This window comes from Kineosporia corallincola (assembly GCF_018499875.1).
Classification (GTDB): domain Bacteria; phylum Actinomycetota; class Actinomycetes; order Actinomycetales; family Kineosporiaceae; genus Kineosporia; species Kineosporia corallincola.
Genome location: NZ_JAHBAY010000008.1, coordinates 294,190 through 315,502, shown reverse-complemented (window position 1 = coordinate 315,502; position 21,313 = coordinate 294,190). Strand labels below are relative to the sequence as shown.

16 protein-coding genes are annotated in these 21,313 nt (G+C 68.4%); all 16 read right to left on the bottom strand.

Features of this window, described 5'->3' with window-relative positions:
• Positions 1 to 104: 104 nt before the first annotated feature.
• The 16 genes from KIH74_RS20800 to KIH74_RS20725 all read right to left on the bottom strand — a co-directional run bounded on the left by KIH74_RS20800 (position 105) and on the right by KIH74_RS20725 (position 21,088).
• Positions 105 to 2,144, bottom strand: coding sequence for an NAD(+) synthase (locus tag KIH74_RS20800; protein WP_214157676.1), 2,040 nt, complete (start codon positions 2,142 to 2,144; stop codon positions 105 to 107).
• A 35-nt stretch (positions 2,145 to 2,179) separates the two neighbouring features.
• Positions 2,180 to 3,442, bottom strand: a complete 1,263-nt coding sequence (locus KIH74_RS20795) for an EAL and HDOD domain-containing protein (RefSeq protein WP_214157675.1) — start codon at positions 3,440 to 3,442, stop codon at positions 2,180 to 2,182.
• An 86-nt stretch (positions 3,443 to 3,528) separates the two neighbouring features.
• Positions 3,529 to 4,017 carry a hypothetical protein gene (locus KIH74_RS20790; protein WP_214157674.1) on the bottom strand — a complete coding sequence of 163 codons (489 nt, stop codon included), beginning with the start codon at positions 4,015 to 4,017 and terminating at the stop codon, positions 3,529 to 3,531.
• The gene (locus KIH74_RS20785) at positions 4,017 to 4,379 is read right to left on the bottom strand and encodes a response regulator (RefSeq protein WP_214157673.1); all 363 of its coding nucleotides are present in this window, start codon (positions 4,377 to 4,379) and stop codon (positions 4,017 to 4,019) included. Before KIH74_RS20785 ends, KIH74_RS20790 begins: the two co-directional genes overlap by 1 nt.
• Positions 4,376 to 4,912, bottom strand: a complete 537-nt coding sequence (locus KIH74_RS20780) for a hypothetical protein (RefSeq protein WP_214157672.1) — start codon at positions 4,910 to 4,912, stop codon at positions 4,376 to 4,378. Before KIH74_RS20780 ends, KIH74_RS20785 begins: the two co-directional genes overlap by 4 nt.
• The gene (locus tag KIH74_RS20775; protein ID WP_214157671.1) at positions 4,909 to 5,727 is read right to left on the bottom strand and encodes a CheR family methyltransferase; all 819 of its coding nucleotides are present in this window, start codon (positions 5,725 to 5,727) and stop codon (positions 4,909 to 4,911) included. The genes KIH74_RS20780 and KIH74_RS20775 overlap by 4 nt, the downstream gene beginning before the upstream one ends.
• The gene (locus KIH74_RS20770; RefSeq protein WP_214157670.1) at positions 5,724 to 6,866 is read right to left on the bottom strand and encodes a protein-glutamate methylesterase/protein-glutamine glutaminase; all 1,143 of its coding nucleotides are present in this window, start codon (positions 6,864 to 6,866) and stop codon (positions 5,724 to 5,726) included. Before KIH74_RS20770 ends, KIH74_RS20775 begins: the two co-directional genes overlap by 4 nt.
• Entirely contained in the window at positions 6,863 to 7,234 is a 372-nt protein-coding gene (locus tag KIH74_RS20765) for a response regulator (protein ID WP_214157669.1), read from the bottom strand. The genes KIH74_RS20770 and KIH74_RS20765 overlap by 4 nt, the downstream gene beginning before the upstream one ends.
• A 29-nt stretch (positions 7,235 to 7,263) precedes the next feature.
• Complete coding sequence (locus KIH74_RS20760; protein WP_214157668.1) at positions 7,264 to 7,704, bottom strand: chemotaxis protein CheW; 441 nt, start codon at positions 7,702 to 7,704, stop codon at positions 7,264 to 7,266.
• On the bottom strand, positions 7,701 to 10,181 hold the full coding sequence (locus tag KIH74_RS20755) for a chemotaxis protein CheW (protein ID WP_214157667.1): 2,481 nt from the start codon (positions 10,179 to 10,181) through the stop codon (positions 7,701 to 7,703). The genes KIH74_RS20760 and KIH74_RS20755 overlap by 4 nt, the downstream gene beginning before the upstream one ends.
• Before the next feature lie 160 nt (positions 10,182 to 10,341).
• Positions 10,342 to 11,202, bottom strand: coding sequence for a matrixin family metalloprotease (locus tag KIH74_RS36705; RefSeq protein WP_214157666.1), 861 nt, complete (start codon positions 11,200 to 11,202; stop codon positions 10,342 to 10,344).
• Between the two features lie 431 nt (positions 11,203 to 11,633).
• Complete coding sequence (locus KIH74_RS20745; protein ID WP_214157665.1) at positions 11,634 to 14,894, bottom strand: beta strand repeat-containing protein; 3,261 nt, start codon at positions 14,892 to 14,894, stop codon at positions 11,634 to 11,636.
• Between the two features lie 666 nt (positions 14,895 to 15,560).
• Positions 15,561 to 16,718 carry a beta-1,3-glucanase family protein gene (locus tag KIH74_RS20740; protein WP_214157664.1) on the bottom strand — a complete coding sequence of 386 codons (1,158 nt, stop codon included), beginning with the start codon at positions 16,716 to 16,718 and terminating at the stop codon, positions 15,561 to 15,563.
• A 97-nt stretch (positions 16,719 to 16,815) separates the two neighbouring features.
• The gene (locus KIH74_RS20735; RefSeq protein WP_214157663.1) at positions 16,816 to 17,973 is read right to left on the bottom strand and encodes a beta-1,3-glucanase family protein; all 1,158 of its coding nucleotides are present in this window, start codon (positions 17,971 to 17,973) and stop codon (positions 16,816 to 16,818) included.
• A 36-nt stretch (positions 17,974 to 18,009) separates the two neighbouring features.
• The gene (locus tag KIH74_RS20730) at positions 18,010 to 19,437 is read right to left on the bottom strand and encodes a carbohydrate-binding protein (RefSeq protein ID WP_214157662.1); all 1,428 of its coding nucleotides are present in this window, start codon (positions 19,435 to 19,437) and stop codon (positions 18,010 to 18,012) included.
• A gap of 133 nt (positions 19,438 to 19,570) precedes the next feature.
• Positions 19,571 to 21,088 carry a glycosyl hydrolase family 18 protein gene (locus KIH74_RS20725; RefSeq protein WP_214157661.1) on the bottom strand — a complete coding sequence of 506 codons (1,518 nt, stop codon included), beginning with the start codon at positions 21,086 to 21,088 and terminating at the stop codon, positions 19,571 to 19,573.
• Between the last annotated feature and the right edge of the window lie 225 nt (positions 21,089 to 21,313).

The following is a 21,313-nucleotide window of genomic DNA, read 5'->3' as shown; positions in this document are numbered from 1 at the left end:
ACCGGGCACCAGGGTCAAGGACGGGCGCTCTCGCCGTCAGCGGCCGACAGGCGCCAGCAGCTGGCAGCGGGGCCGGCAGCGGGCGGGCGGCACCCGCGGATGGTCTACGGCACCTCGCGGCGGATCTCCTCCAGCCAGATGCGGGCCGAGGCGTCGGAGGGAGCTCGCCAGTCGCCACGGGGCGAGAGCGAGCCACCGGCACTGACTTTCGGCCCGTTGGGCAGGGCGGAGCGCTTGAACTGGCTGAAGGCGAAGAAGCGCTGGGCGAACACCTCGAGCCACTGACGGATCACCGGGAGGCCGAAGGCGATCCGGCTGTCCGGCGGGAAGTGCGGCGGCCAGTCGCCCTTGTCGGCGTCGGCCCAGGCATGCATCGCCAGGAAGGCGATCCGCGAGGGCCGGAAGCCGTACCGCAGCGTGTAGAACAGCGAGAAGTCCTGCAACGAGTACGGGCCGACCTTGGCCTCGGTGCTCTGGGTGATGCCGTCCTCGCCCACCGGCACCAGCTCCGGGCTGATCTCGCCGCCGACCACGTCGTGCAGCAGCTTGCCCACCCGGTCGTCGAACTGGCCCGACGAGATCACCCAGCGGATCAGGTGCTGCATCAGCGTTTTCGGCACACCGCCGTTGACGTTGTAGTGCGACATCTGGTCGCCCACACCGTAGGTGGACCAGCCCAGCGCCAGCTCCGACAGGTCGCCGGTGCCCAGCACGATGCCGCCGCGCTGGTTGGCCAGCCGGAACAGGTAGTCGGTGCGCAGGCCGGCCTGCACGTTCTCGAAGGTGATGTCGTACACCGGCTCGCCGCCGCCGAACGGGTGCCCGAGATTGCGCAGCAGCAGCTCGGCGGTGGGTTTGATGTCGAGTTCCTCGAACGTCACGCCGAGCGCCTCGGCCAGCCCGATCGCCTGGTTCCTGGTCCGGTCGCTGGTCGCGAACCCGGGCATGGTGAAGGCGAGGATGTCGGTGCGTGGCCGGTTTTCGTCGTCCATTGCTCTGGCAGCCACGATCAGCGCATGGGTGGAGTCCAGACCGCCCGAGACCCCGATCACGATCTTCGGCTGGCCGATCGCCCGCAACCGCTGCCGCAGCCCGGCCACCTGGATGTTGTAGGCCTCGTAACAGTCCAGTTCGAGCCGGGTCTCGTCGGCCGGCACGAACGGGAAGCGCTCCACCGCACGGCGCAGGCCGATGTCGTCGGTGGGCGGCTTCAGCTCGAACTCGACGTGGTGGAAGTCGTGCTCGTGCCGGCGCCGGTTGTCGTCGAACGAGCCCATCCGCATCCGCTCGGACCGGATCAGGTCCAGATCGACGTCCGCCACGGTGATCCGGTCACCGGTCGGGAACCGCTCGCCCTCGGCCAGCAGCGCACCGTTCTCGTAGATCATCGTCTGCCCGTCCCAGGACAGGTCGGTGGTCGACTCGCCCTCACCGGCCGCGGCGTAGACGTAGGCGGCCAGGCAGCGGGACGACGCGGAGCGGCACAGCAGCTTGCGGTCCTCGGCCCGGCCGATGGTGATCGGGCTGCCGGAGAGGTTGACCAGCACGGTGGCTCCGCCGAGCGCGGCGACCGCGCTGGGCGGCACCGGCACCCACATGTCCTCGCAGATCTCGACGTGCAGCACGAACCCGGGCAGGTCGGTGGCCACGAACAGCAGGTCGTTGCCGAACGGGACCTCGGTGCCGGCCACCCGCAGGGTCTGGCCGCCCTCGATGCCGGCCCCGGCCGCCATCTGCCGGGCCTCGTAGAACTCCCGGTAGTTCGGCAGGAACGACTTGGGCGCCACGCCGAGCAGCCGGCCGTCGTGCACCACGGCGGCCACGTTGTACACCCGGTGCCGGAACCGCACCGGAAGGCCGACGACCAGCACCGGCGTCAGCCCGGCCGAGCCCTCGACCACCGCGGTCAGGGCCTTCTCGGCCTCGTCCAGCAGCACGTCGTTGAGCAGCAGGTCCTCGATCGAGTACCCGGTCAGCGTCAGCTCCGGGAACACCGCCAGCCCCACCCCGTCGGCATGGCAGTTCCGCGCGATCCGCAGCACCGACTCAGCGTTGGCGGCGGGCTCGGCGATGGCCGTGCGCATCGTGCAGGCGGCGACGCGCACGAAGCCCTGGTGGTAGGCGGAGTAGAACGGTGAGCTCACGGTCGCAGTCTCTCAAACCATGGACGACGGGCACCTCAGCCACCCCCACCGCCGGCCGTGATCTCCTCGACCAGCCGCAGCGACTCGCTCAGCGCCTCCAGATAGGCGTGCGACACGTCGTACGGGGCCAGCCCGCTCGCGCCGACACCCGCGTCGTCGTCGTTCTCGTGGGCCAGCACCGCGGTCAGCGCCACACCCGCCCCACCGACTCCGCTCACCAGGGCGTCCCGCACCTCGCTGGTGACCCCGGCCGCCTCGGCGACCAGCAGCGGGGAGGCGCCGAGCAGGTCGGCGGCACCGGACAGCAGACCGACGGTGAAGGCCAGGTCGGCATCGGCGGGCCGCACCAGACCACGGCAGGCGCAGGCCCGGGCCAGCACCTTCCACAGCCCGTCGGCCGGGGACGCGGCGGAGGGCCCTTCCAGCAGGATCAGCACCACCCAGGAGCGCAGCCGGCGCGGTCCGATGATCACCAGGGCCTGGCGCAGCGAGGAGATCTGCCGGGAGGCGCCGGAGGCGGCCGAGTTGGCGGTGCGCAGCAGACGCAGGGCCAGCCCCGGGTCGCTGCCGATCACCGGCTCCAGCCGCACGATGTCCAGGTCGTCCTCGGACAGTTCACCCAGCAACCGGGAGCAGACCAGCTGGGTCGGCGTCAGGGTGCGCCGTTCCAGCACGCTCGGCTTCTCCAGCAGCGGGCCCTGGAACAGGCCGAACCCGAGCGAGAGCGCCCGCTCCAGCGTGCTCTCGTCCTCGATGCCGGTGGCGATCAGCGCGCGGCCGCGCTCCACCACCTGGGTGGCCAGCTCGGCGAGCCGGCGGGCGGGGTGGGCGGCCAGGTCGATCTTGACGTAGTCGACCAGGTCGAGCAGGGCCGAGTACTCGGGCTGCCCGCGGTAGTCGACGATCGCGACCCGGTACCCGTTCTCCCGCAGCTGCGCGACGCCGGCCAGCAGTTCGGCGTCCACCATCATGTTCGCCGGGATCTCGACCACCACCCCGGCGGGCTCCACCGGCACGGGGATGATCCCGGTCAGGAAGGCACGGGTGAAACCGATGAACACGGGGCGCGACCCGGCGATCCGATCCACCCCGAAAGTGCCGAAGGTGGAGGCGATCACCTGTGACGTCGCGCGTTCCCCCACCACCTCGGCACCGGAACCGGTTGACTCACGGGCAGATTCACCGGAATGGAACAGCACCTCGTAAGCGGTCAGCCGGCGCCGGGCGTCGTACAGCCCCTGCCGCCCGACCCGGACGTTCCGCACGGCGTCGGCGGGAACGCGCGACTGCGCCGGCATCCGCGGATTCCCCACGGAAGCCGGCGCGTTCGCCACGGCCTCGGCCGGCGACCCGGAGTCCGACATCGCCACTCGTTATCGCCGTCTCACTTGATGACGATCGCGAGTGCTCCCTCGCCGTAACCGGCGATCTTGAGCTTGACGTCCATCCGGTTGCCGACAGTGGCGGCCAGCTGGGCGATGTCGGCCGGGATGGCCGAGTTCGGCGCGTACATCTCGTACAGGCGCACGTGCGGGTGGTTCGGGAGGTTGAAGATCGAGGCCATCACGTTCAGCACCTCGTAGCAGTTCTCCTCCAGATCCTTGGGCAGCTCACGCGCCTTGATGGCGTCGTCCACCGCCCCCCGCGGGATCATCCCGAGCGAGCCGCCGAGCCGGGCGGCGCACTCCAGGTCGACGACCACCAGGGCGGACGTCTTCAGCTGGTCGGTGACGTAGACCGCGACCACGTTGGTCGACTTGGCCGCCGGCGGCACGCCGTCGGAGAGGTCCACGTCGCGGCCGACCATGCCCTCGATCGTGTTACGCACCGAGTGCCGGCTGGGCAGCGGTGACTGGTCTGTCGTGACACTCATCAGGAAACCACCGATCCGAGTTTGTCCATGAATGCTTCTGCGGTGAAGGGCTTGACGATGACTCCGATGGCTCCGGCGGCGGCGGCCAGCTCGGCCATGTCGTCGCCTCCCTCGGAGGTGACGAAGCAGAACGGCGTGTTGTCACCGCTCGCCCGGAGGGCGCGGAGGAACTCGATGCCCGTCATCTCCGGCATGTTCCAGTCGGAGAGGATGAGGTCGGGTTTCCACTCCTGGGCCTTCTCGAAGCCCAGACGGCCGTTCTCCGCCTCGACGATCTCGTGCTTCCCCAGGCCCGCCTGGCGCATGGTCCGCACGACGATCATCCTCATCGCTTTGCTGTCGTCAGTTACCAGGATCTTCATGAGGTGGGCTCCAAGGTTGCGTCGGAATTCTCCGGGGGCCAGAGGAGGCCGGCCACCGGGGCTTGTGGGTGGATGGCGAGCTGGACCACGTGGCCGAGCACGATCGCCCGGACGTAGGTGCTCCCGTCGGTGGGTTCCGCCGCGGCGAACTGCTCGTCGTCCACAATCTCGGCGGACGGCAGGGAGAGCCGGGCGTGGTGGCAGAGAAGGGTTTTCACGTTGCCACCGGCGATGTTGCTGATCTCGGCGATCGAGTCGATCAGGTCGTTCGGCCCGGGTGAGCTGATCGACATCATCCGGGCCGCCATCACCCGGGCCAGGCTCACCCCCACGCGCACCTCGATCACCGCGTACTCCTCCGCGGTCTCGTCCGAGAAGTCGTGGATCGCCAGCCGGGACACGGTCATCGGGCCGACCGGCAGCTGGTTGTTGGTGATGATCGCTTCTTCCTTCAGCACGGAGGAGAACACGTCGGTGAGAATCACCCCGAGTTCCTCGCGCACCTCGTCGTCCAGCTCGGTGAAGGCGCTCATGTCCCTCCTCCGTTTCGGAAGATCACTACCTTGTCGGTTTCCATCCGGACGAAGTTGCTGTCCAGGCTGAGGGTGCTCTCGGCTCCGCCGAGCACCAGAAATCCCCCGGGCCGCAACACCTTGCGCACGTTCGCGAGAACCTGGCGCTTGGTGGGCAGATCGAAGTAGATCAGCACGTTGCGCAGAAACACGATGTCCATCTGCGGGAGACCGACCGGCGGCTGGGCCAGGTTGCCCTGCCGGAAGCTGGTCATGGCCCGGACCTCGGGCTTCACGATCCAGTCCCGCCCCACCTGATCGAAGTACTTCACCATGTACTTGACCGGCATCCCGCGATTGATCTCGAGCTGGCTGTACTTTCCCGCGGTGGCCCGGGCGACCATGGTCGGTGAGATGTCCGTGCCGTGGATCTTCGCGGTCTTGCCCGGGTTCACCGGCAGCCAGTCGAGCAGCAGCAGGGCCAGCGAGTAGGCCTCCTGGCCGCTGGACGAGGCCGCCGACCAGACGTTCACCGTCGGGCTGTTGAACTTCTTCACCTCGGGCAGCATCAGCCGGGTGAAGGCCTCGAACGGGTGGGCGTCGCGGAAGAAGGAGGTCTCGTTCGTGGTCAGCGCGTCGATGACGGCGTCCACGGCGTCCCGGTCGTGACGCCGCAGTCGCGACACCAGGGCCGACACGTCCTTGTCGCCGAACTTCCTGGCCACCGGCGCGAGCCGGGACTCGACCAGGTACTCCTTACCCGGTTGCAGGTCGATGGAGCTGCGCTGCCGGACGATTCCGGTGACGAAGGTGAAGTCGGTTTCGGGCAAGGTCATGCGCGTACCCCGCCGGAGACCGGGCCGGCCTGGCGGGCGGCGGCGTTCTGGCTGTGAGTCAGGGCGGAGGCGATGGTCGCGGCCATCTGCTCCAGCGGCAGCACCCGGTCGGCCTGCCCGGCCATCACGGTGGCGCCGGGCATGCCCCAGACCACGCTGGTGGCCTCGTCCTGGGCGAACACCTCACCACCGGCGGTCCGGATCACCCCGGCCCCGGCGGCGCCGTCGCGGCCCATCCCGGTCAGCACCACGGCGAGCACCCGGTTGCGGTACACCGAGGCCACGGACCGGAACATCACGTCCACGGCCGGCCGGCAGAAGTTCTCCGGCGGGGCGTCGCTCAGGTGCACCGACACGCCCGTGCCCCGGGTCTTCAGTTCCATGTGCAGGCCGCCGGGCGCGATCAGCACCTTGCCGCGCTCCACCGAGTCGCCCTCGGCGGCCTCGTGGATGCTCAGGCGGCAGGTCGAGTCCAGGCGCTGTGCCAGCATTTTGGTGAACACCGGCGGCATGTGCTGGGTGATCACGACCGGCACCGGCAGGTCGCCCGGCAGGGCCGAGAGCACGGTGGCCAGGGCGTCCGGGCCACCGGTCGAGCTGCCGATCGCCAGCAGGCCGAACGGCTGGGTGCGCCGGGCGGGCGCCCCGCCCGGGCCCTTGGCCTGGGCGGGCACCGGCTGCGGCGGGGGCAGCGCGGCCTTCTTCGCGCCGGAGACCAGTCTTCGCGAACCGGTGAGCGCGATGAGTTTCGGCACGAGCTGGTCCATGATGCTCTGCCGGCTCTCCATCACGCTGCCGACGTTGGCCGGCTTGGTGACGTAGTCGCTGGCCCCCGCCGCGAGGGCGTCCATGGTCGCGGACGCACCCCGCTCGGTCAGCGTGGAGAACATCACGATCGGCAGGCGGGGATGGGTCTTCCGCAGCGCCTTCACGCAGTCGACGCCGTTCATCACGGGCATCTCGATGTCCATCGTGATGGCGTCCGGCTTGAGCTCCTCGACCTTGCCGAGGGCGACCTGACCGTTCTGTGCGACGCCGACCACTTCGATGCGGCTGTCGGAGTCCAGGATCTCCTTGATCAACCGGCGGATGACCACCGAGTCGTCGACGATCAGGACCCGGATGCGCGTTGCGCTCATACCCCCACCAATCCCAGGAGCGCCAGCTTTTCGCCGATGACCTCTTCGGTGAACGGCTTGATGACGTACTCGTGCGCCCCGGCGGCCAGGGCCCGGACGATGTTGCGCTGTTCGCTCTCGGTCGTGACCATCATCAGCGAGACATCCCGGAGATCGTCGCGAGCGCGCACCGCCTTGATGAACGAGAGCCCGTCCACCCGTGGCATGTTCCAGTCGACCAGGGCCACGTCCGGGACGTAGCCGGTGTCGAGCAGGTCCAGGGCGTCGCGGCCGTCGGTCGCCTGGGCGACGTCGAAACCGAGCTTTCCGAGTTGCTTCGTGAGAATTGTTCGCATCGCTCGCGAATCGTCGATCACCAGTGCTCGCATCGAGTCCCCCTCAGTCTCGACCGACGCCGTCAGGCAGCGGCTGTGCGGCTCTCGTCGAAGGCCAGTAGGGCACGTGCGTCCAGGGCGAGGAGCAGCTTCTCCGGCATCGTGTACGCCCCGAGCAGGAGCGAACCGACCTGGGCGTCCACCGTCGAGGGCGTGCTCTCGAAGGGGATCTGCGAAACCTCCACCACACCGCCGATCTCGTCGACCAGCAGGCTGACCGGTTCGTCGTCGACCCGGACCACCACGTTCACCTGGGGGCGTTCGCTGCCGCTCGGCGGCAGGCCCAGCCGGGCCCGCACGTCGATCGCGGTGAGCACCTCACCCCGCAGGTTGATCAGGCCGGCCACCTCCGGCGGCGCGAGCGGCACCGGCGTGAACGTCTGCATCCGGACCACTTCCTGCACCAGCGCGACCTCCACCCCGAACAGGTAGGAGCCGACGTGGAACGTCGAGAGCTGGGTCACAGTGCCTCCTCGTACAAGTCGCCGAGCTGCTCCACCGTGGTGGCGCCGGCGTCGTCCTGGTAGAAGGCCGGGTCGGCGGCGAGTACCGCGGCCTGCACGTCGAGCAGCTCGACCACCCGGTCACCCACGACGATCGACCCGAGCAGGGCGTGATCGTCGATGTCGGAACGGGATCCGGCGCGCTCGGTGGCGATGTCCATGATCCGCTCGACCGCGAAACCGACGCTGCGCTCGCCCCGGGTGTACACCACCAGCTGCACGCGCTCGCTGTCGTTCTCCTCGCCGTAGGCGCCGAGCAGGTTGGCCAGGCGCACCAGCGGCATGATGTGGCCGCGGTACTGCACCACCTCGCGACCGCCGACGCGCTCGATGGTCTCGTTGGGAATCTCTTCCAGCCGGGTGACCATGTCCAGCGGGATGGCCGTGCGCCGTCCGCCGGACAGCTCCACCACCAGCACCGGGTCGATCGGCGTGGTCTCCTCCATGATCGACGAGCTCGCCGCCGCGGCCTGGTTGGAGAGGACGTCGGCCTTGCGGGCGATCGCGGTCGCGTCGAGGATCAGGACCACGCTCCCGTCGCCGTGGATCGTCGCGCCCTGATACATCGGCAGGCTCTTCAGGTGCCGGCCGAGCGGCTTCACCACGATCTCCTGGGTGTCCAGGACGTCGTCCACCACCAGGCCGAAACGGTGCTGCTCGGCTTGCAGCACGACGATGAAACCGCCGCGCCCGTCGTCGTTCCGGCCACCGCCGCTGGAGGTGCCGAGCGGGACCAGGCTGAGCTGCTCGTCCAGCTGCACCAGCGGCAGCAGCGAGCCACGCAGCCGGTACACCGGTGCGCCGGAGATGTGCTCGATGCCGCCCCGGGCGTGCTCGCCCGAAAGCCGCACCAGCTCCAGCACACTCACCTGCGGCACCGCGTAACGGTGCCCGTAGCAACCGATCGTCAGGGCCGGGATGATCGCCAGGGTCAGCGGGATGCTCAACCGGAAGGTCGAGCCGGCGCCCTTGTTCGAGACGACGTCGACGGAACCGCCGATCGCCTCGATCCGGGTCTTCACCACGTCCATGCCGACGCCGCGGCCGGACACGTTGGTGACCTTGGCCGCGGTGGAGAAGCCGGGCAGGAAGATCATCTGGGTGATCTCGCGCGGCGTCATCTTCTCCAGCTGGGCCTGGGTGACCAGGCCCCGCTCGACCGCCTTGTTACCGACCACGTTGTGGTCGATACCCGCACCGTCGTCGATGATCTCGAGGTGGACCAGGCCGGCCTCGTGATAGGCGCGCAGCATCAGCACGCCCTCGGGGTTCTTGCCCTTGCCGATCCGCACGTCGGGCGGCTCGATGCCGTGGTCGATGGCGTTGCGGACCAGGTGGGTCATCGGGTCCTTGATCGCCTCGAGCACCGTGCGGTCGAGCTCGGTGTCGCGCCCCTCCATCTCCAGGCGCACGTTGCGGGCCAGCTGACGGGAGAGGTCGCGCACGACGCGGGGCAGCTTGGACCAGACCGTGTCGACCGGCTGCATGCGGGTCTTCATGACCTGTTCCTGCAACTCGCTGGTGATCAGCGAGAGCCGCTGGGCGGACCGGGCGAGCGCACTGTCGTTCTGCTCGTCCAGCTCGGAGACCAGGGCGTTACGCGAGAGCACCAGCTCGCCGACCATCGACATCAGGGTGTCGAGCAGCCCGATGTCGACACGCACCGACGACTCGACGACCGACCGCTTGTGGCCGTCGCCTTCCCCCGGCTCGGGAGCGGGCTTGGCCTCGGCCGCCGGGGCCGGCGGCGGGGGCTCGGGAGCAGGAGGGGCGGGAGGTGCGGGAGGCGGCGGGGCGGGTGCCGCGGCGGCCGGCTCGGGAACGTTGGTGATCGAGACCTCGGCCGTCACCACCTGGGCGCCGGAAGGGATCTCGTCCGGGTGCTCCTTGGCGGCCTCGGCCAGCTCGTGCGCGGCCTCGATCGCCTGTTCCGCGGCGGCCTGGGCGGCGGCCTCGACGACCGCCTCGGTGGTGTCCGGGGTCTCGGCGACGGCCTCGGCGCTGCCGGAGGCCTCGGCGCTGCCGGAGGGCGCCGCGGCGGCTGCCGGCGCGCCGTCCTCCAGCAGGTCGCCGAGGCGGGTGACCAGCTCGGTGTGGTCGGCATCGCCCTCACCGCCGCTGGCCTCGATGTTCGAGAGCAGACCACGAACAGCGTCGACCATGGCCAGCAGGGCGCTGGCGCGGTCCTCGTTGAGCAGGATCTTTCCGTCGCGCATACGGCTGAGCAGGTTCTCACCCACGTGGGTGAGCTTCTCCAGCTTGTTGAAGGCGAGGAAGCCGCTGGTGCCCTTGATCGTGTGAATGGTTCGGAAGACGCTGCCCAGCAGATCCCGGGAGGTCGGGTCCTGCTCCAGCGCGAGCAGGTCGGTGTCGAGCTGGTCGAGGTTCTCGTGGGACTCGACCAGGAACTCGGCAACGATCTCGTCGATCGCCTCCATCGACTCTCCTTCAAGGACTACCGCATGGTCCGGACGTTGGGTTGTGCATCGGGCAGCCAGGCATCACTCTTGAGCGCGCCTTCGCCGCCGGCGACACCCGGACACTCGGCCGAACTGATGGAAAGATGAGCCGAACCCCCGAGCGGCCCAGCGTCGTCCGTCAGTTCAGGTCCTTCAGCCCCGCATAACCGGGGACGGCGATACAACCGGCCGACCTGCCCACCTTCTTCAGGCCTGTCAGGTCGCCCCGGGCGAAGCCGCTGGGCGAGGCCGTGGTCAGCGTCGGGTACATCTGCTGCTTGCGGTCCTTCACGTGCTCCAGGCCGCTGGCGTGGCCGAGCTCGTGCAGGATCACGTTGCTCTGCCGCAGCCCGGAACCGAAACCGGTCTTCAGTTTCTGGATGGCCTTGGCCTCCAGCACCACGTAACCCCGCATCACCGCGGCACCTTCGCCCTGCGTGCCGCCGTACCACGAGGACCAGAGCACCCCGCCGTAGCCGAGAGAGTTGTCGTTCATCGGGAAGTCGGTGCGGCTCTTCGACACCGCCGCCACCACGATCTCGGCCGGCGCCTTCTCCAGGTTGCCGGTCTTCGGCACGAACGTGGTCGTGCCCTGGTAGCGGTAGGTGATGCCGGTGGCCGCGCTGAGCCGCTTGAACGACGCCGTGATCGTCTTGAGCATTGCCGCACGCTTCGCCTTGGGCAGGCCGCTCAGGTTCGCCCGCCAGGTGACCGCGCTCTGGCACGGGTTCCAGCGGGCATTGATCGTCTTGCCGCTGTTCAGGCTGACTTTCATGATCGAGTACCCGGTCCCGGCCGGGCTCACCCCGGCCGTGGCCACCCCCGCCTGCAACGGGTCACCCTCGCTGCTCACTGTGCCGGTGCCGCCGTCGCTGATCGTCGTGTGCTCCTCCAGGTCGCCGAACGCGAACCGCGGCGAGAGCACCGCCACCACCGCGATCATCAGCGCGGCGACCAGCTGGATCCAGGCGGATCCGGAAACGCGAGGAGCCCTGTGCACCGCGACCTCATCTCGTTCAAGGCGGCCGCAAGGCCGTCTGCCGTCCGGGCTGCGTGGTCACAGGCCGTGACTTGAGATTCCGTGAGGTCGCGTGACGAGGGGATCTGCCGGATGGGTGAACACCATTGCGGGGCAACAGGTCCCAGTGACGTTGTGTGGAGGCGCCGGCCCCGGACGGCGTAGCCGGTACCGGGCGATTACCGGGTCTTCCCGGCACCCGCGATGGGCCGCGGGCATGAAGGTTCAGACATGCGCTCATAGCAGGGCAGGCCACAGGCGGGCTTGAGATTCGGCAGAGGTCCTACCCGGACGGCGCAGCGAGTCGCCGGCCGTGATGGCTGCCCGAACATGCGGAAAGGGCCGGCACCCCCTCGGTGGGGATGCCGGCCCTTGGCCGATCTCGGTTCAGTTCATCCGGTGCGAGCCCGGTTTCACTTCACCTTGACCTTGACGGTCGTGCTCATCGCACCGCCGGTGCCCTGCGCCTTGTAGGTCACGTAGACCGAGCGCGTGCCCTTGGGCAGGCTCACGGTGACCCGGCCGACGCCGGTGTTGTCGGACGTGATCGTCTTCAGCACCGGGTCCTTGCCTGCGATCGACCGGTAGAAGGTCAGCGGGGCCTTGGTGTTCGGGTTACCGTCGGCCATCAGCTGCACCTTGCCCTTGCCCAGGGCCTTGGCCGTGAGCTTGACGGCCGACCACAGCTGGGTCTCCTTCGAGGGGCTGCTCACGCCGTTGGCGCGGGCGACGAACCGGGTCGACTTGGTAATGCCGACCGAGGCCCCGAATTCGCCCTCGTCGTCCGAGGTCACGGTGTCCATCAGGGAGTAGGCGCCCGAGCCGGACGGCTTGCCCCAGATGTCGATCGAGGTGCCCGGCAGGTAGTCACCGGACAGCTTCGCCGTGCCGCCCTTGGCACCGGCCACGATCTTGGCCGTCGCACTCAGGCTCAGTTCGGCCTTCGCGACCAGGACCTTGCCCGTTGCCTTGTCCATCGCCTCCGGAGCCGTGAAGCCGGTGGCCACCAGGGTGGCGTTCGGCGTCAGGGTCGTCAGGTTGTTGGTGATCTCGGCGGTCAGCTCGACCTCGCCACCGGAGTTGCTGCCGGTGACGAACGTCGTGCTGAAAACACCGGCGTTGTTGGTGATCAGGCTCGAGTTCCCGAGCGAGCCGACCGTCGCCGGGTCGGCGGTCAGGCCGACCACCGCGTCCGGAACGGCGTTCCCGAAGATGTCGGTGACCTTACCGGTGACGATCAGCGTCGAGCCCGGAGCACCGGCCACGTCGTCGATCTCCACGTGCCAGCCGGCGTTGGCGGCCGGTGCGGCCACCGTGACCGTCGACTCCGCGCTGGCCCCGCCGGAGCTCGCGGTGACCTTGTGGTCGCCGGACTTGGCGAAGTACACGTAGGCACCGGAGATCGCGCCGGAGGCGTCCGACACCACGTCGATGGTCTCGACCAGCTTGTCGGTCGCTCCCGGCGTGGCCGTCTTCGAGAACCAGACCCCGTTACCGCCCTTGAGCGTGACGGTCTTGTAGGCCAGTACGGCGTTGTTCGCGTCGTAGACCGTTCCGGTCACGGCACCGGTGGTGTTGCCGAAGGCCGGTGAACCGGTGTTGCCCTGGGTCGGCAGCGGTGCCGCGTTGCCCAGCAGGTTCACCGCCTTGGCGCCGTTGCCCGGCGTGGTCAGCGTGATTTTCGAGACCGCCGCGGTGCTGGCCCAGCGGATGGTTCCGCCCTCGGTGGCGGAGTCGGTGCCACCCGTGCCCAGCGTGCCGTAGACGAAGTCGAAGCTCGTGGTGTCACCCACAGCCGGGGCCGGGGTGGTCGGCGCGGTGTAGGTGTACGAGAACGTGCCGCTGGACGACAGCGACGCGAACCCGGCCTGGGTGCCGTCCGGGATCTGGATGGTCACCTGCTGGGGGTCGCTCGAGCTGGGCGCGAACGGCCCGTCGAACTGGTCCCAGACCGTGCCCTTGATCGCGACGCTCGTGGTGCCGACCGTGGGGGTCAGCTCCGCGGCCGTGCTGGTCGTCGTGATCTTGGCGGCCGCGGCTGCGGCGTAGGTGGTGGTCAGCGGCGTGCCGGAGTGACCGTTCGAGGTCGCCGCCACACCGTAGGTGCTGGTGGCCGACGGGTCGGTGGTCGTGACCTTGAGCGTGGCCACACCCTTCGCGTCCGTGGTCGCCGTGTACACCTTGCTGGTGGTGGTCGTGGCGCCGGCCGTGCCGTCGGCACTCAGCTTGGCCACGGCCGTGTCGGTGCCGGTCAGGGTGAAGGTGACCTTGGCCCCCGCGACCGGAAGTGCCGGCGAGGCACTGTCCTTCGCCGTGGCGGTGTACTCCACGGTGCCCGTGCCGGCCTTGACCGCGACCGCCGTGCCCGACGTCTTCACCTTGCCGTCGGAAGCCGTGGCGGCCAGGTCGACGGTGGCGACGTTCGTCGCCGTCACGGTGATCGCCTTCGGGGTGGCGGCGGTGTAGCTGACCGCGCCGGTGGTGCCGGCCAGGTCGGTCTTCAGGGTGATCGTGCCCGCGCCGGTCGGCGTGCCGATCGCGTAGGTCGCCTTGCCGGTGGTCGTCGAGTAGTCCGGCTTCTGGTTCGTGGCCGTGCTGACGCCCGCCGCCGTCGACGTGACGTCGATGTAGGTCCGGTCGGCGATCCGGCCGGCCAGGCCGGTCGCAACCGCGCTGCCCCGGGCGTCCGACATGGAAAGTGGCTTGCTGTAGGTGATCTCGGACGGGATCGGGTCACCCGACGAGGTCGGCGAGGTGGCGTTGACCACGGCCACCACGTCGTCGCTGGTGTCCGAGGCGGTCGTGCCGAGGCCACCCATGTCGTAGACCGTCATGTTGACGAGAGCGGTGCTGCGCTCGTCGGCCGAGTCGTAGACGTTGTTGGCGTTGGTGTCCTGGAAGATCCGGAACTTGTACGCGCCCGGCACATCACCGGTCACGTACACGTAGTCGGTGTTCGCCAGGGTGCCGATGGCCGAGGTGGTGGCCGAGGCGACGGCCGCGGCACCCTGCGTGGTGGTGCCGGGGGTGCCGTTCACCGGGGTGCTGCTGGATTCCAGCGCTCCGGTCAGGGTGTCGACGGTCAGCTGCCCCACGTTCGTCCCGGCCAGCGCACCGCCGAAGGTGATGCTGAACGGGCTACCGGTGGAGCCCGCTCCGGTCACGGCGACCGAGCCGGACGATCCGAGAGCGGTGTTCAGCGCCGTCTGGAGATCGCTGGCCGAGACGCCCGAGGCGCCGGAGATCGTGCCGGTCGTGACGCCCGCGACGGTCACCGTGTAAGTGCCGCTGTCCGGCACCGCGTCGAACGCCAGCGTCTGCACCTCGTTGACCGCCGAGCTGGAACCCGTCGGCACCTGGGTGAAGCTCGTCGTCGCCACACCGTTGTTGGTCACCTGGTCGTACGCCAGCTTGCCGCCGGTGGGTGCGGATTCCACCGACAGCACGGTGTTGGTGAGCGAGGCTTCCTGAGTCTTCAAGGCATAGGCGGCATTGGCCGTATCGGCGTTCGTGTAACCGAAGTTGGCCACCGCGATCGACGTAGCCCCACTGTTCAGCGCGATTTCCGTCGCAGCGAGTGCAGGCGAGGCGAAGATGCCGATCCCGCCACTGCAGAGGGCGGTGACGCCCAGCGCGGCGATCGGGAGCCGCGCCTTCTTGCTCTGGAGGTTCATCAAGCGAGTTCCTTCCTCTGCGACTCCACCGGAGCGGAGACGCCCTTTGACCCGTGACCGTGAGACCCCGTACCCACCCGCGGCTCATCCGTCGCGGAGGGCCCGGCAGGTTCGGGCAATCACTGAGTTCAGACACGGATCGACGACTGCGACCCGCGACAGAATGTAGGGGAAGGACTACCCAGAGACATGACTATGGGCCTGTCGCGACGTGTCGTCCCGCATCACCGAACGTCCGACGCATCACGAATAACAGCCAAGAATCGGACCTTTTACATTCAGTGCGCACCTAATCCGGGAAACCCTCACAGTACGCAACCGTAGATGAGCTCTACCTGCGCAAACCCCGTTCATGACACGCCGCGGACCAACCGGATTCGCGATCGCTGCCGCGCTTCGATCATCCGTCGCTAGCATCTTTTCCTTGATCGCAAGCCCGAATCGGCACTCTCGACGCCACCCGAACGGGCGCCCCCGGCGTCACTCAATTCGCGCAACGAAACCGAAAAGACACGAACACCTGAGGTGATCAATGGGGCATCAGGCGATCCCCCCTGGGCCGAACGGGTGCTACCCCTTGGTTTTCCATGGGATACACAGCAAATGGGGGACGTCCTCACGAAGTTCGTGAGGACGTCCCCCATTTCGGGGTGAACAATGGACGGACTAGAAGGGCTGGAGCGTCAGCGTCACATTCTTCGGAGAGCCGTCCTCGATGTACGAGGCCTGCGAGCAGACGTCGTCGAAGGCGAAGCCGTACGCCTTGCCGTCCACGGTGTTCTCGTGAATGATCCGCGAATAGTGGTTCGTGCGCTTGGCCCGGTAGTACAGATCGGCGTTCTTGATCGGCTGCTTCGGGCGTTGCAGCACACCACGGTTCAGGCCGGCGGCCAGCACCGCGGCGATCGGGCCACCCACGCCGTCGTTGGGCGCGGCCAGTGTGCCGTCGCAGAACAGCACGTCGCGGGTGGACGGCCTGGCGAACGACGCCTTCACCGCACCCCCCTGCCGGAACACCAGCTTCGAGCCCTCCACCGTGCCCCGGTAGGTGATGTTGTTGGCCACCACCGTGAGCGTCTCGGTCTCGTACTGCTTCCAGCGGGCGTCGATGTAGGGATCGAGGTAGGTGCTGGAGAAGATGCCGCGGTCCAGGCCGTGCCCGGGGGCGATCACCCGCAGGTTGCCGACGACCAGCTTCTTGAAGGCGGGACGCTTGCGCATCTCGGCGAAGATCCGTGCCCGGGCGCCCTCCTCGTACCGCGCGATGGTGCGTGTCTTGCTGCCGGCGAGCGTGATGTACATCGGCAGGCCGAACATGTCGACCATCGTGGTGTTGCAGTAGAAGCCGGAGTCGTTGTTCGTGAACTCCATGAAGTCGTGCAGGATCTTGTACGACGGATCGGTCTTCACCCAGCCCGCCGGGTACTGGAGCCCCAGCCCGCTGCCGGTGCCGACCACCTTGAACTTCAGCTGCTTGCCCATCGAGATGTAGACACGTCCCGAAAGTGCCGCCAGCGGAAGCGACTTCATCTCGCTCAGCCGCACCCCGTAGCGGGCGTAGCCGTCCGCGTGGTTGTCGGACAGCGCCGCCGCGGCGAAGTTGCCGTTGGCCTTGACGTGTCCCATCCGGCCGGTGGCCAGCTCGGTGCCGACCACGTGCACCCAGATGTCGTCGCTCTTGTACCTGCCGGTGCGGTTGACGACCTTCAGGGGCAGGCCCTCGGCCGCGTGCACCATCTGTGGCACGGTGAGCAGGCCGGCGGCGCCGAGCACACCACCACCGATCGCACCGCGCAGCAGGTGACGACGACTCAGGTTCGGCATTCGTTGTTCCTCAGGGTTTTTCGGTTCACCAACAGTGGACGACAGTGGGCCCGGTGGTCAGTCAGGGGTGACCACCGGGCCCGGTCCGGATGCGGGCTCAGAATGCCTGCAACGTCAGGGTCACGCTCGTCGGGGCGTTGTCCTGGATGTAGGACGCCTGCTCGCAGACGTCGTCGAAGGCGAAGCCGTAGGCCTTACCGTCTTTCGTGTTCTCGTGAATGATGCGCGAGTAGTGGTTGACCCGTTCGCCGGCGTAGTACTGCGACGGGTCGGTGACCGGCTGGGTGGTCTTGAGCAGCACACCCCGGTTCAGGCCGGCCGCCAGCACCGCCGCGATCGGGCCGCCCACCCCGTCGTTCGGCGCGGCCAGGGCACCGTTGCAGAACAGCACGTCGCTGGTGCTCGGTTTGGCGAAAGTTGCCTTCACCGTGCCGTTCTGCCGGAAGACGAAGTTCGAGCCCTCGATCTTGCCGGTGTATTTCTGGTTGTTGGCCGTCAGGTTCATGGTGGCCGAGCTGTACTGCGACCAGCGGGCGTTCACGTTGCCGTCGAAGTAGCTGCTGGAGAACAGCCCTTGCTCCAGACCATGACCGGGGGCCATGATGCGCAGGTCGTCCATCACCAGCTTCTCGAAGCCGCTCTGCTTGCTCATGGCCGCGAAGATCTTCGACCGGGCACCGTCTTCGTACTGCGCGATCGACTGCGTGGTGGCGCCTTTGAGCGTCACATACATCGGCAGGCCGAACATGTCGACCATGGTGGTGTTGCAGTACATGCCGGAGTCGTTGTTCGTGAACTCCATGAAGTCGTGCAGGATGCCGTAGGACGGGTCGCTGCTCACCCAGCCCGCCGGGTACTGGAGGCCGATACCGCTGCCGGTGCCGACCACCCGGAACTTCAGCTGCTGCCCCATCGAGATGTACACCCGGCCCGAGAGCGTGGCCAGGGGAAGGGTCTTCATCTCGCTGAGCCGGATGCCGTAGCTGGCGTAGCCGTCGGAACCGTTGTCGGACGAGGCGATCTCGGCGAAGTTGCCGTCGGCCTTGATGTGGCCCATCTTGCCGGTGGACAGGTGGGTGCCGACGACGTGCACGAAGATCTGGTCACTGCTGTAGGTGCCGGTGTTGTTCACGACCGTGAGCGGCAGACCGTTCGCGGCGTGCACCATCTGCGGAACGGTGGCGAGGCCGACGGCCCCCAGCACACCACCGCCGATGGCGCCGCGGAGAAGGTTGCGGCGGCTCAGGTTTGGCATGGGTCCAGTCCTAAAAGTGGGAGGGTTAACCGGGGCTCAACGGCGGAAGGTGAAGGAGTCAAGGTCCACGAACTCGGACGCCTGACCGGACCTGAAGGTCAGGTACACATCGTGCGTTCCGGTCGTAGCGGACAGTTCGCCCGGGATCTCCCTGAACTTCTGCCAGCCGCCGGTGTTCGCCACCGAGACGGTCGAGACCGGCTCCGCCGTGGCGCTGTCGAGCCGTACCTCGATCAGGCCGCTCACCCCTTCGTCCGCGCCCGACGCGGCCTCGGCCACGAAGGTGTGCGCGGCCGTGTCACCGAAGTCGACGCCCTGGAAAACCGCCGAGTCGCCGTTCGCGATGGAGCCCAGCTTCTCGCCACCGTCGTTCGCGGCAACCGTCGTGGTGCCGCTCTGACGGTCGAAACTCTCCGCCTCGATGGTGCCGTAGGCGTCCCGGCCACCCGTGGACGGCTGCGTGCCGGTGTCGGACGGCGCCGTGGTGGTCCCGGACGGCTCGGTCGTCTCGGAGGGCTCGGTCGTGTCGGCGCCCTTCTGGAGCACCTTCACGTAGTCCACGACCATCGGTACGCCGGAGGCGGTGGCCGACGTCGGGCTGCCCGGCCAGCCGCCGCCGATCGCCACGTTGAGGATCAGGAAGAAGCCGTGGTCGGTGGCCTTGGCCCAGACGTCCGCGCCGACCTGCGACTCGGACACCGAGTGGAACTCCTCGCCGTCGATGTACCAGCGCAGCTCCTCGTCGCCGCCGGTGCGGTCGAGTTCCACCGCGTAGGTGTGGAAACCGCCCTGGAGCGTGGGCGAGAAGCCGGTCTTGCTGCCGCCCAGGCCGGTGCTCTCGTTGCACACGCCGCCCGGGGCGGTGCCGCAGTGCAGCGTGCCGTACACGGTGTTCTCACCGTTGACGTTCTCCATCACGTCGACCTCACCGATGCCGGGCCAGTTGGTGTAGGTCCCGCGGAAGTCCTCCCCCAGCGACCAGAAGGCCGGCCAGATGCCCTGCGCCTGGGCGCCACTCACGTCGGGCAGCTGGATGCGGCTCTCGAACCGCACCACACCGCCTTCGGGTGCGGCGAAGTCGGTGCGCTGGGTCTCGATCCGGGCCGACGTCCAGTTGCCGGACGAGTCACGGACCGGGGTGATGTTGAGGTTGCCGTCGCCGTCGAGGCTGACGTTGTCGGTCGAGTCGGTCATCGTCTCGATCTCGCCGGTGCCCCAGCCGGACGCGCCGCCCGGGTAGCCGGTGCCGAGATCGAACAACCAGTTCGCGGACGACGGGGAGGAGCCCGCGGCCCCGTCGAAGTCGTCCGACCAGACGGTGGTGAAGCTGTCCGCCGCGACGGTCGAGGCAGGTGCGCTGTTGCCCGGCGACGCGACGGCGACCGCCGCCACGACGGCCGCGGCGACCGCGCCGGAGGCGACGACCGCCGTCCTGCGGGCACGCGAAAGACGTTTCTGTGACATGGAAGTGATCCTCTTCAGGGCAGGTTCACGAGTGGTGCGGATCCCCCCGGCACCCGGCCCACGCCCCCGCGGCCGGGCCACGGCGCCCCCGCCTGTTCAGGCAGGCAGGGGCACCGTCGGTCGAAAGGAGCTGTCAGCTCAGGCCGTTCGCCACGGCCTTGGTCAGCTCGGCGTCGGAGGTGTCACCCGACAGGTCCCAGAAGAACGACCCACCCAGGCTCTGCTCGGTGGCGTAGTCCATCTTCCCGGCGATGGTCTCCGGGGTGTCGTAGCTCCACCACTCGCCGTCGCAGTAGGCGTAAGCGGTGCCGCCGACCGTCCCGGTGGCCGGGCACCTGGTCTTGAGCACCTTGTAGTCCTCGATGCCCGCCTCGTAGGTGCCCGGTGCGGCACCGGTGGCCGAACCGCCCGGGGCCTCCTGGGTCACGCCGGTCCAGCCGCGGCCGTAGAAGCCGATACCGAGAAGCAGCTTGTCCGAGGGAATGTCGAGGCTCTTCAGCTTGGCGATGGCCGTCTCCGAGTCGAAGCCCGGGTTGGCCGCACCGTCGAAGTCGGTCAGCGGGGAGTGCGGGGCGGTCGGGCCGTCGGCGTCGAACGCACCGTAGAAGTCGTACGTCATCGGCATGTACCAGTCCACGTACTGGGCCGCGCCGCCGTAGTCCGCCGACTCCAGCTTGCCGCCGTCCGTGCCGTCGGCGGTGATCGCCGAGGTGACCAGGTCGTCGCCGAACTCCGTGCGCAGCGAGGCGAGCAGCTCACGGTACGCGTCGAAGCCGCTGGTGTCGGTGCTGGCCCCGGTGTCGTTGGGGTACTCCCAGTCGATGTCGATGCCGTCGAACACGTCGGCCCAGCGCTCGTCCTCGACCAGGTCGTGGCAGGACTGCGCGAAGGCGTCCGGGTCGGCCGCGGCCGCACCGAAACCGCCGGACCAGGTCCAGCCACCGAACGACCAGATCACCTTCAGACCGGGGTGTTTCGCCTTCAGCTGGCGCAGCTGGTTGATGTTGCCGGCCACGGCCTGGTCGGAGGTGTCGGCCTCGCCGCTCACCGACTCGGCCGCCGAGAACGTCTTCTGGTAGTCGGCGTAGGCGTCACCGACGGCGCACTTACCGCCGGTCACGTTGCCGAAGGCGTAGACGATGTGCGTGAGTTCGTCTGCGGCACCGCTGGTGTCGAGATCCTTGACCTGGAAGTCACGCTGGTACGTGCTCCAGTCGGTGTAGTACCCGACCACCCGGCTGTCGCCGGCGGACGGCTCGTCCGTCGCGGTCTCACCAGGCTCGGTCGTGTCGGTCGGATCCGTCGTGGCGGTCGGATCGGTCGTCGTGGTGGCGCTCGACGACGGGGTCGCGGTGGCGCTGCCGGTGGGTGAGCCGGAGCAGGCTCCGCCGTCCACCCAGACGTCCGAGCCGCCGGTGGCACCCGGAACATCGCCGTACGTCCACCATTTCGCCGTCCACGCATGACCCCCGTGAACGACGTCGGTGCCGCCGGTGTAGGCGACGTCCTTGGCCCAGGCCTGCCCGGTGCAGTCAGCGGTGGCGGCCACCGGGTTGGCCGCGTTGGCGCCGGACGGCATGAGTGTCGCAACCAGTGCGACAGCCATGGCGGAGGCGGCTGCCCCCGCGACGGCGATTCGTGCACGCTTCATGGCGATCCCTTCAGGGTGGATGTCATGATTAGTGAGGACTCTTTACATAAGTACCGCTAAGAAAAAGTAGCAGTAGGAAAGAGCCCAAGAGAACCGCACGGAAGCCGTTTAGGAATCATTTAGGTGGCGCCAAAGAGCCCCATACCTGTGGCATCGCGGGCGCACACCGAAACGTGCGGCCCGGGCACGCAGAGCTGCGGGCGCACGACACCCGTCCTGAAAAGC

Excerpts from the sequence above, each read along its gene's own strand:
- KIH74_RS20795 (WP_214157675.1), bottom strand. The coding sequence starts at position 3,442 with ATGCCGGCGCAGTCGCGCGTTCCCGCCGACGCCGTGCGGAACGTCCGG.
- KIH74_RS20790 (WP_214157674.1), bottom strand. The coding sequence starts at position 4,017 with ATGAGTGTCACGACAGACCAGTCACCGCTGCCCAGCCGGCACTCGGTG.
- KIH74_RS20785 (WP_214157673.1), bottom strand. The coding sequence starts at position 4,379 with ATGAAGATCCTGGTAACTGACGACAGCAAAGCGATGAGGATGATCGTC.
- KIH74_RS20780 (WP_214157672.1), bottom strand. The coding sequence starts at position 4,912 with ATGAGCGCCTTCACCGAGCTGGACGACGAGGTGCGCGAGGAACTCGGG.
- KIH74_RS20775 (WP_214157671.1), bottom strand. The coding sequence starts at position 5,727 with ATGACCTTGCCCGAAACCGACTTCACCTTCGTCACCGGAATCGTCCGG.
- KIH74_RS20770 (WP_214157670.1), bottom strand. The coding sequence starts at position 6,866 with ATGAGCGCAACGCGCATCCGGGTCCTGATCGTCGACGACTCGGTGGTC.
- KIH74_RS20765 (WP_214157669.1), bottom strand. The coding sequence starts at position 7,234 with ATGCGAGCACTGGTGATCGACGATTCGCGAGCGATGCGAACAATTCTC.
- KIH74_RS20755 (WP_214157667.1), bottom strand. The coding sequence starts at position 10,181 with ATGGAGGCGATCGACGAGATCGTTGCCGAGTTCCTGGTCGAGTCCCAC.
- KIH74_RS20745 (WP_214157665.1), bottom strand. The coding sequence starts at position 14,894 with ATGAACCTCCAGAGCAAGAAGGCGCGGCTCCCGATCGCCGCGCTGGGC.
- KIH74_RS20740 (WP_214157664.1), bottom strand. The coding sequence starts at position 16,718 with ATGCCGAACCTGAGTCGTCGTCACCTGCTGCGCGGTGCGATCGGTGGT.
- KIH74_RS20735 (WP_214157663.1), bottom strand. The coding sequence starts at position 17,973 with ATGCCAAACCTGAGCCGCCGCAACCTTCTCCGCGGCGCCATCGGCGGT.
- KIH74_RS20730 (WP_214157662.1), bottom strand. The coding sequence starts at position 19,437 with ATGTCACAGAAACGTCTTTCGCGTGCCCGCAGGACGGCGGTCGTCGCC.
- KIH74_RS20725 (WP_214157661.1), bottom strand. The coding sequence starts at position 21,088 with ATGAAGCGTGCACGAATCGCCGTCGCGGGGGCAGCCGCCTCCGCCATG.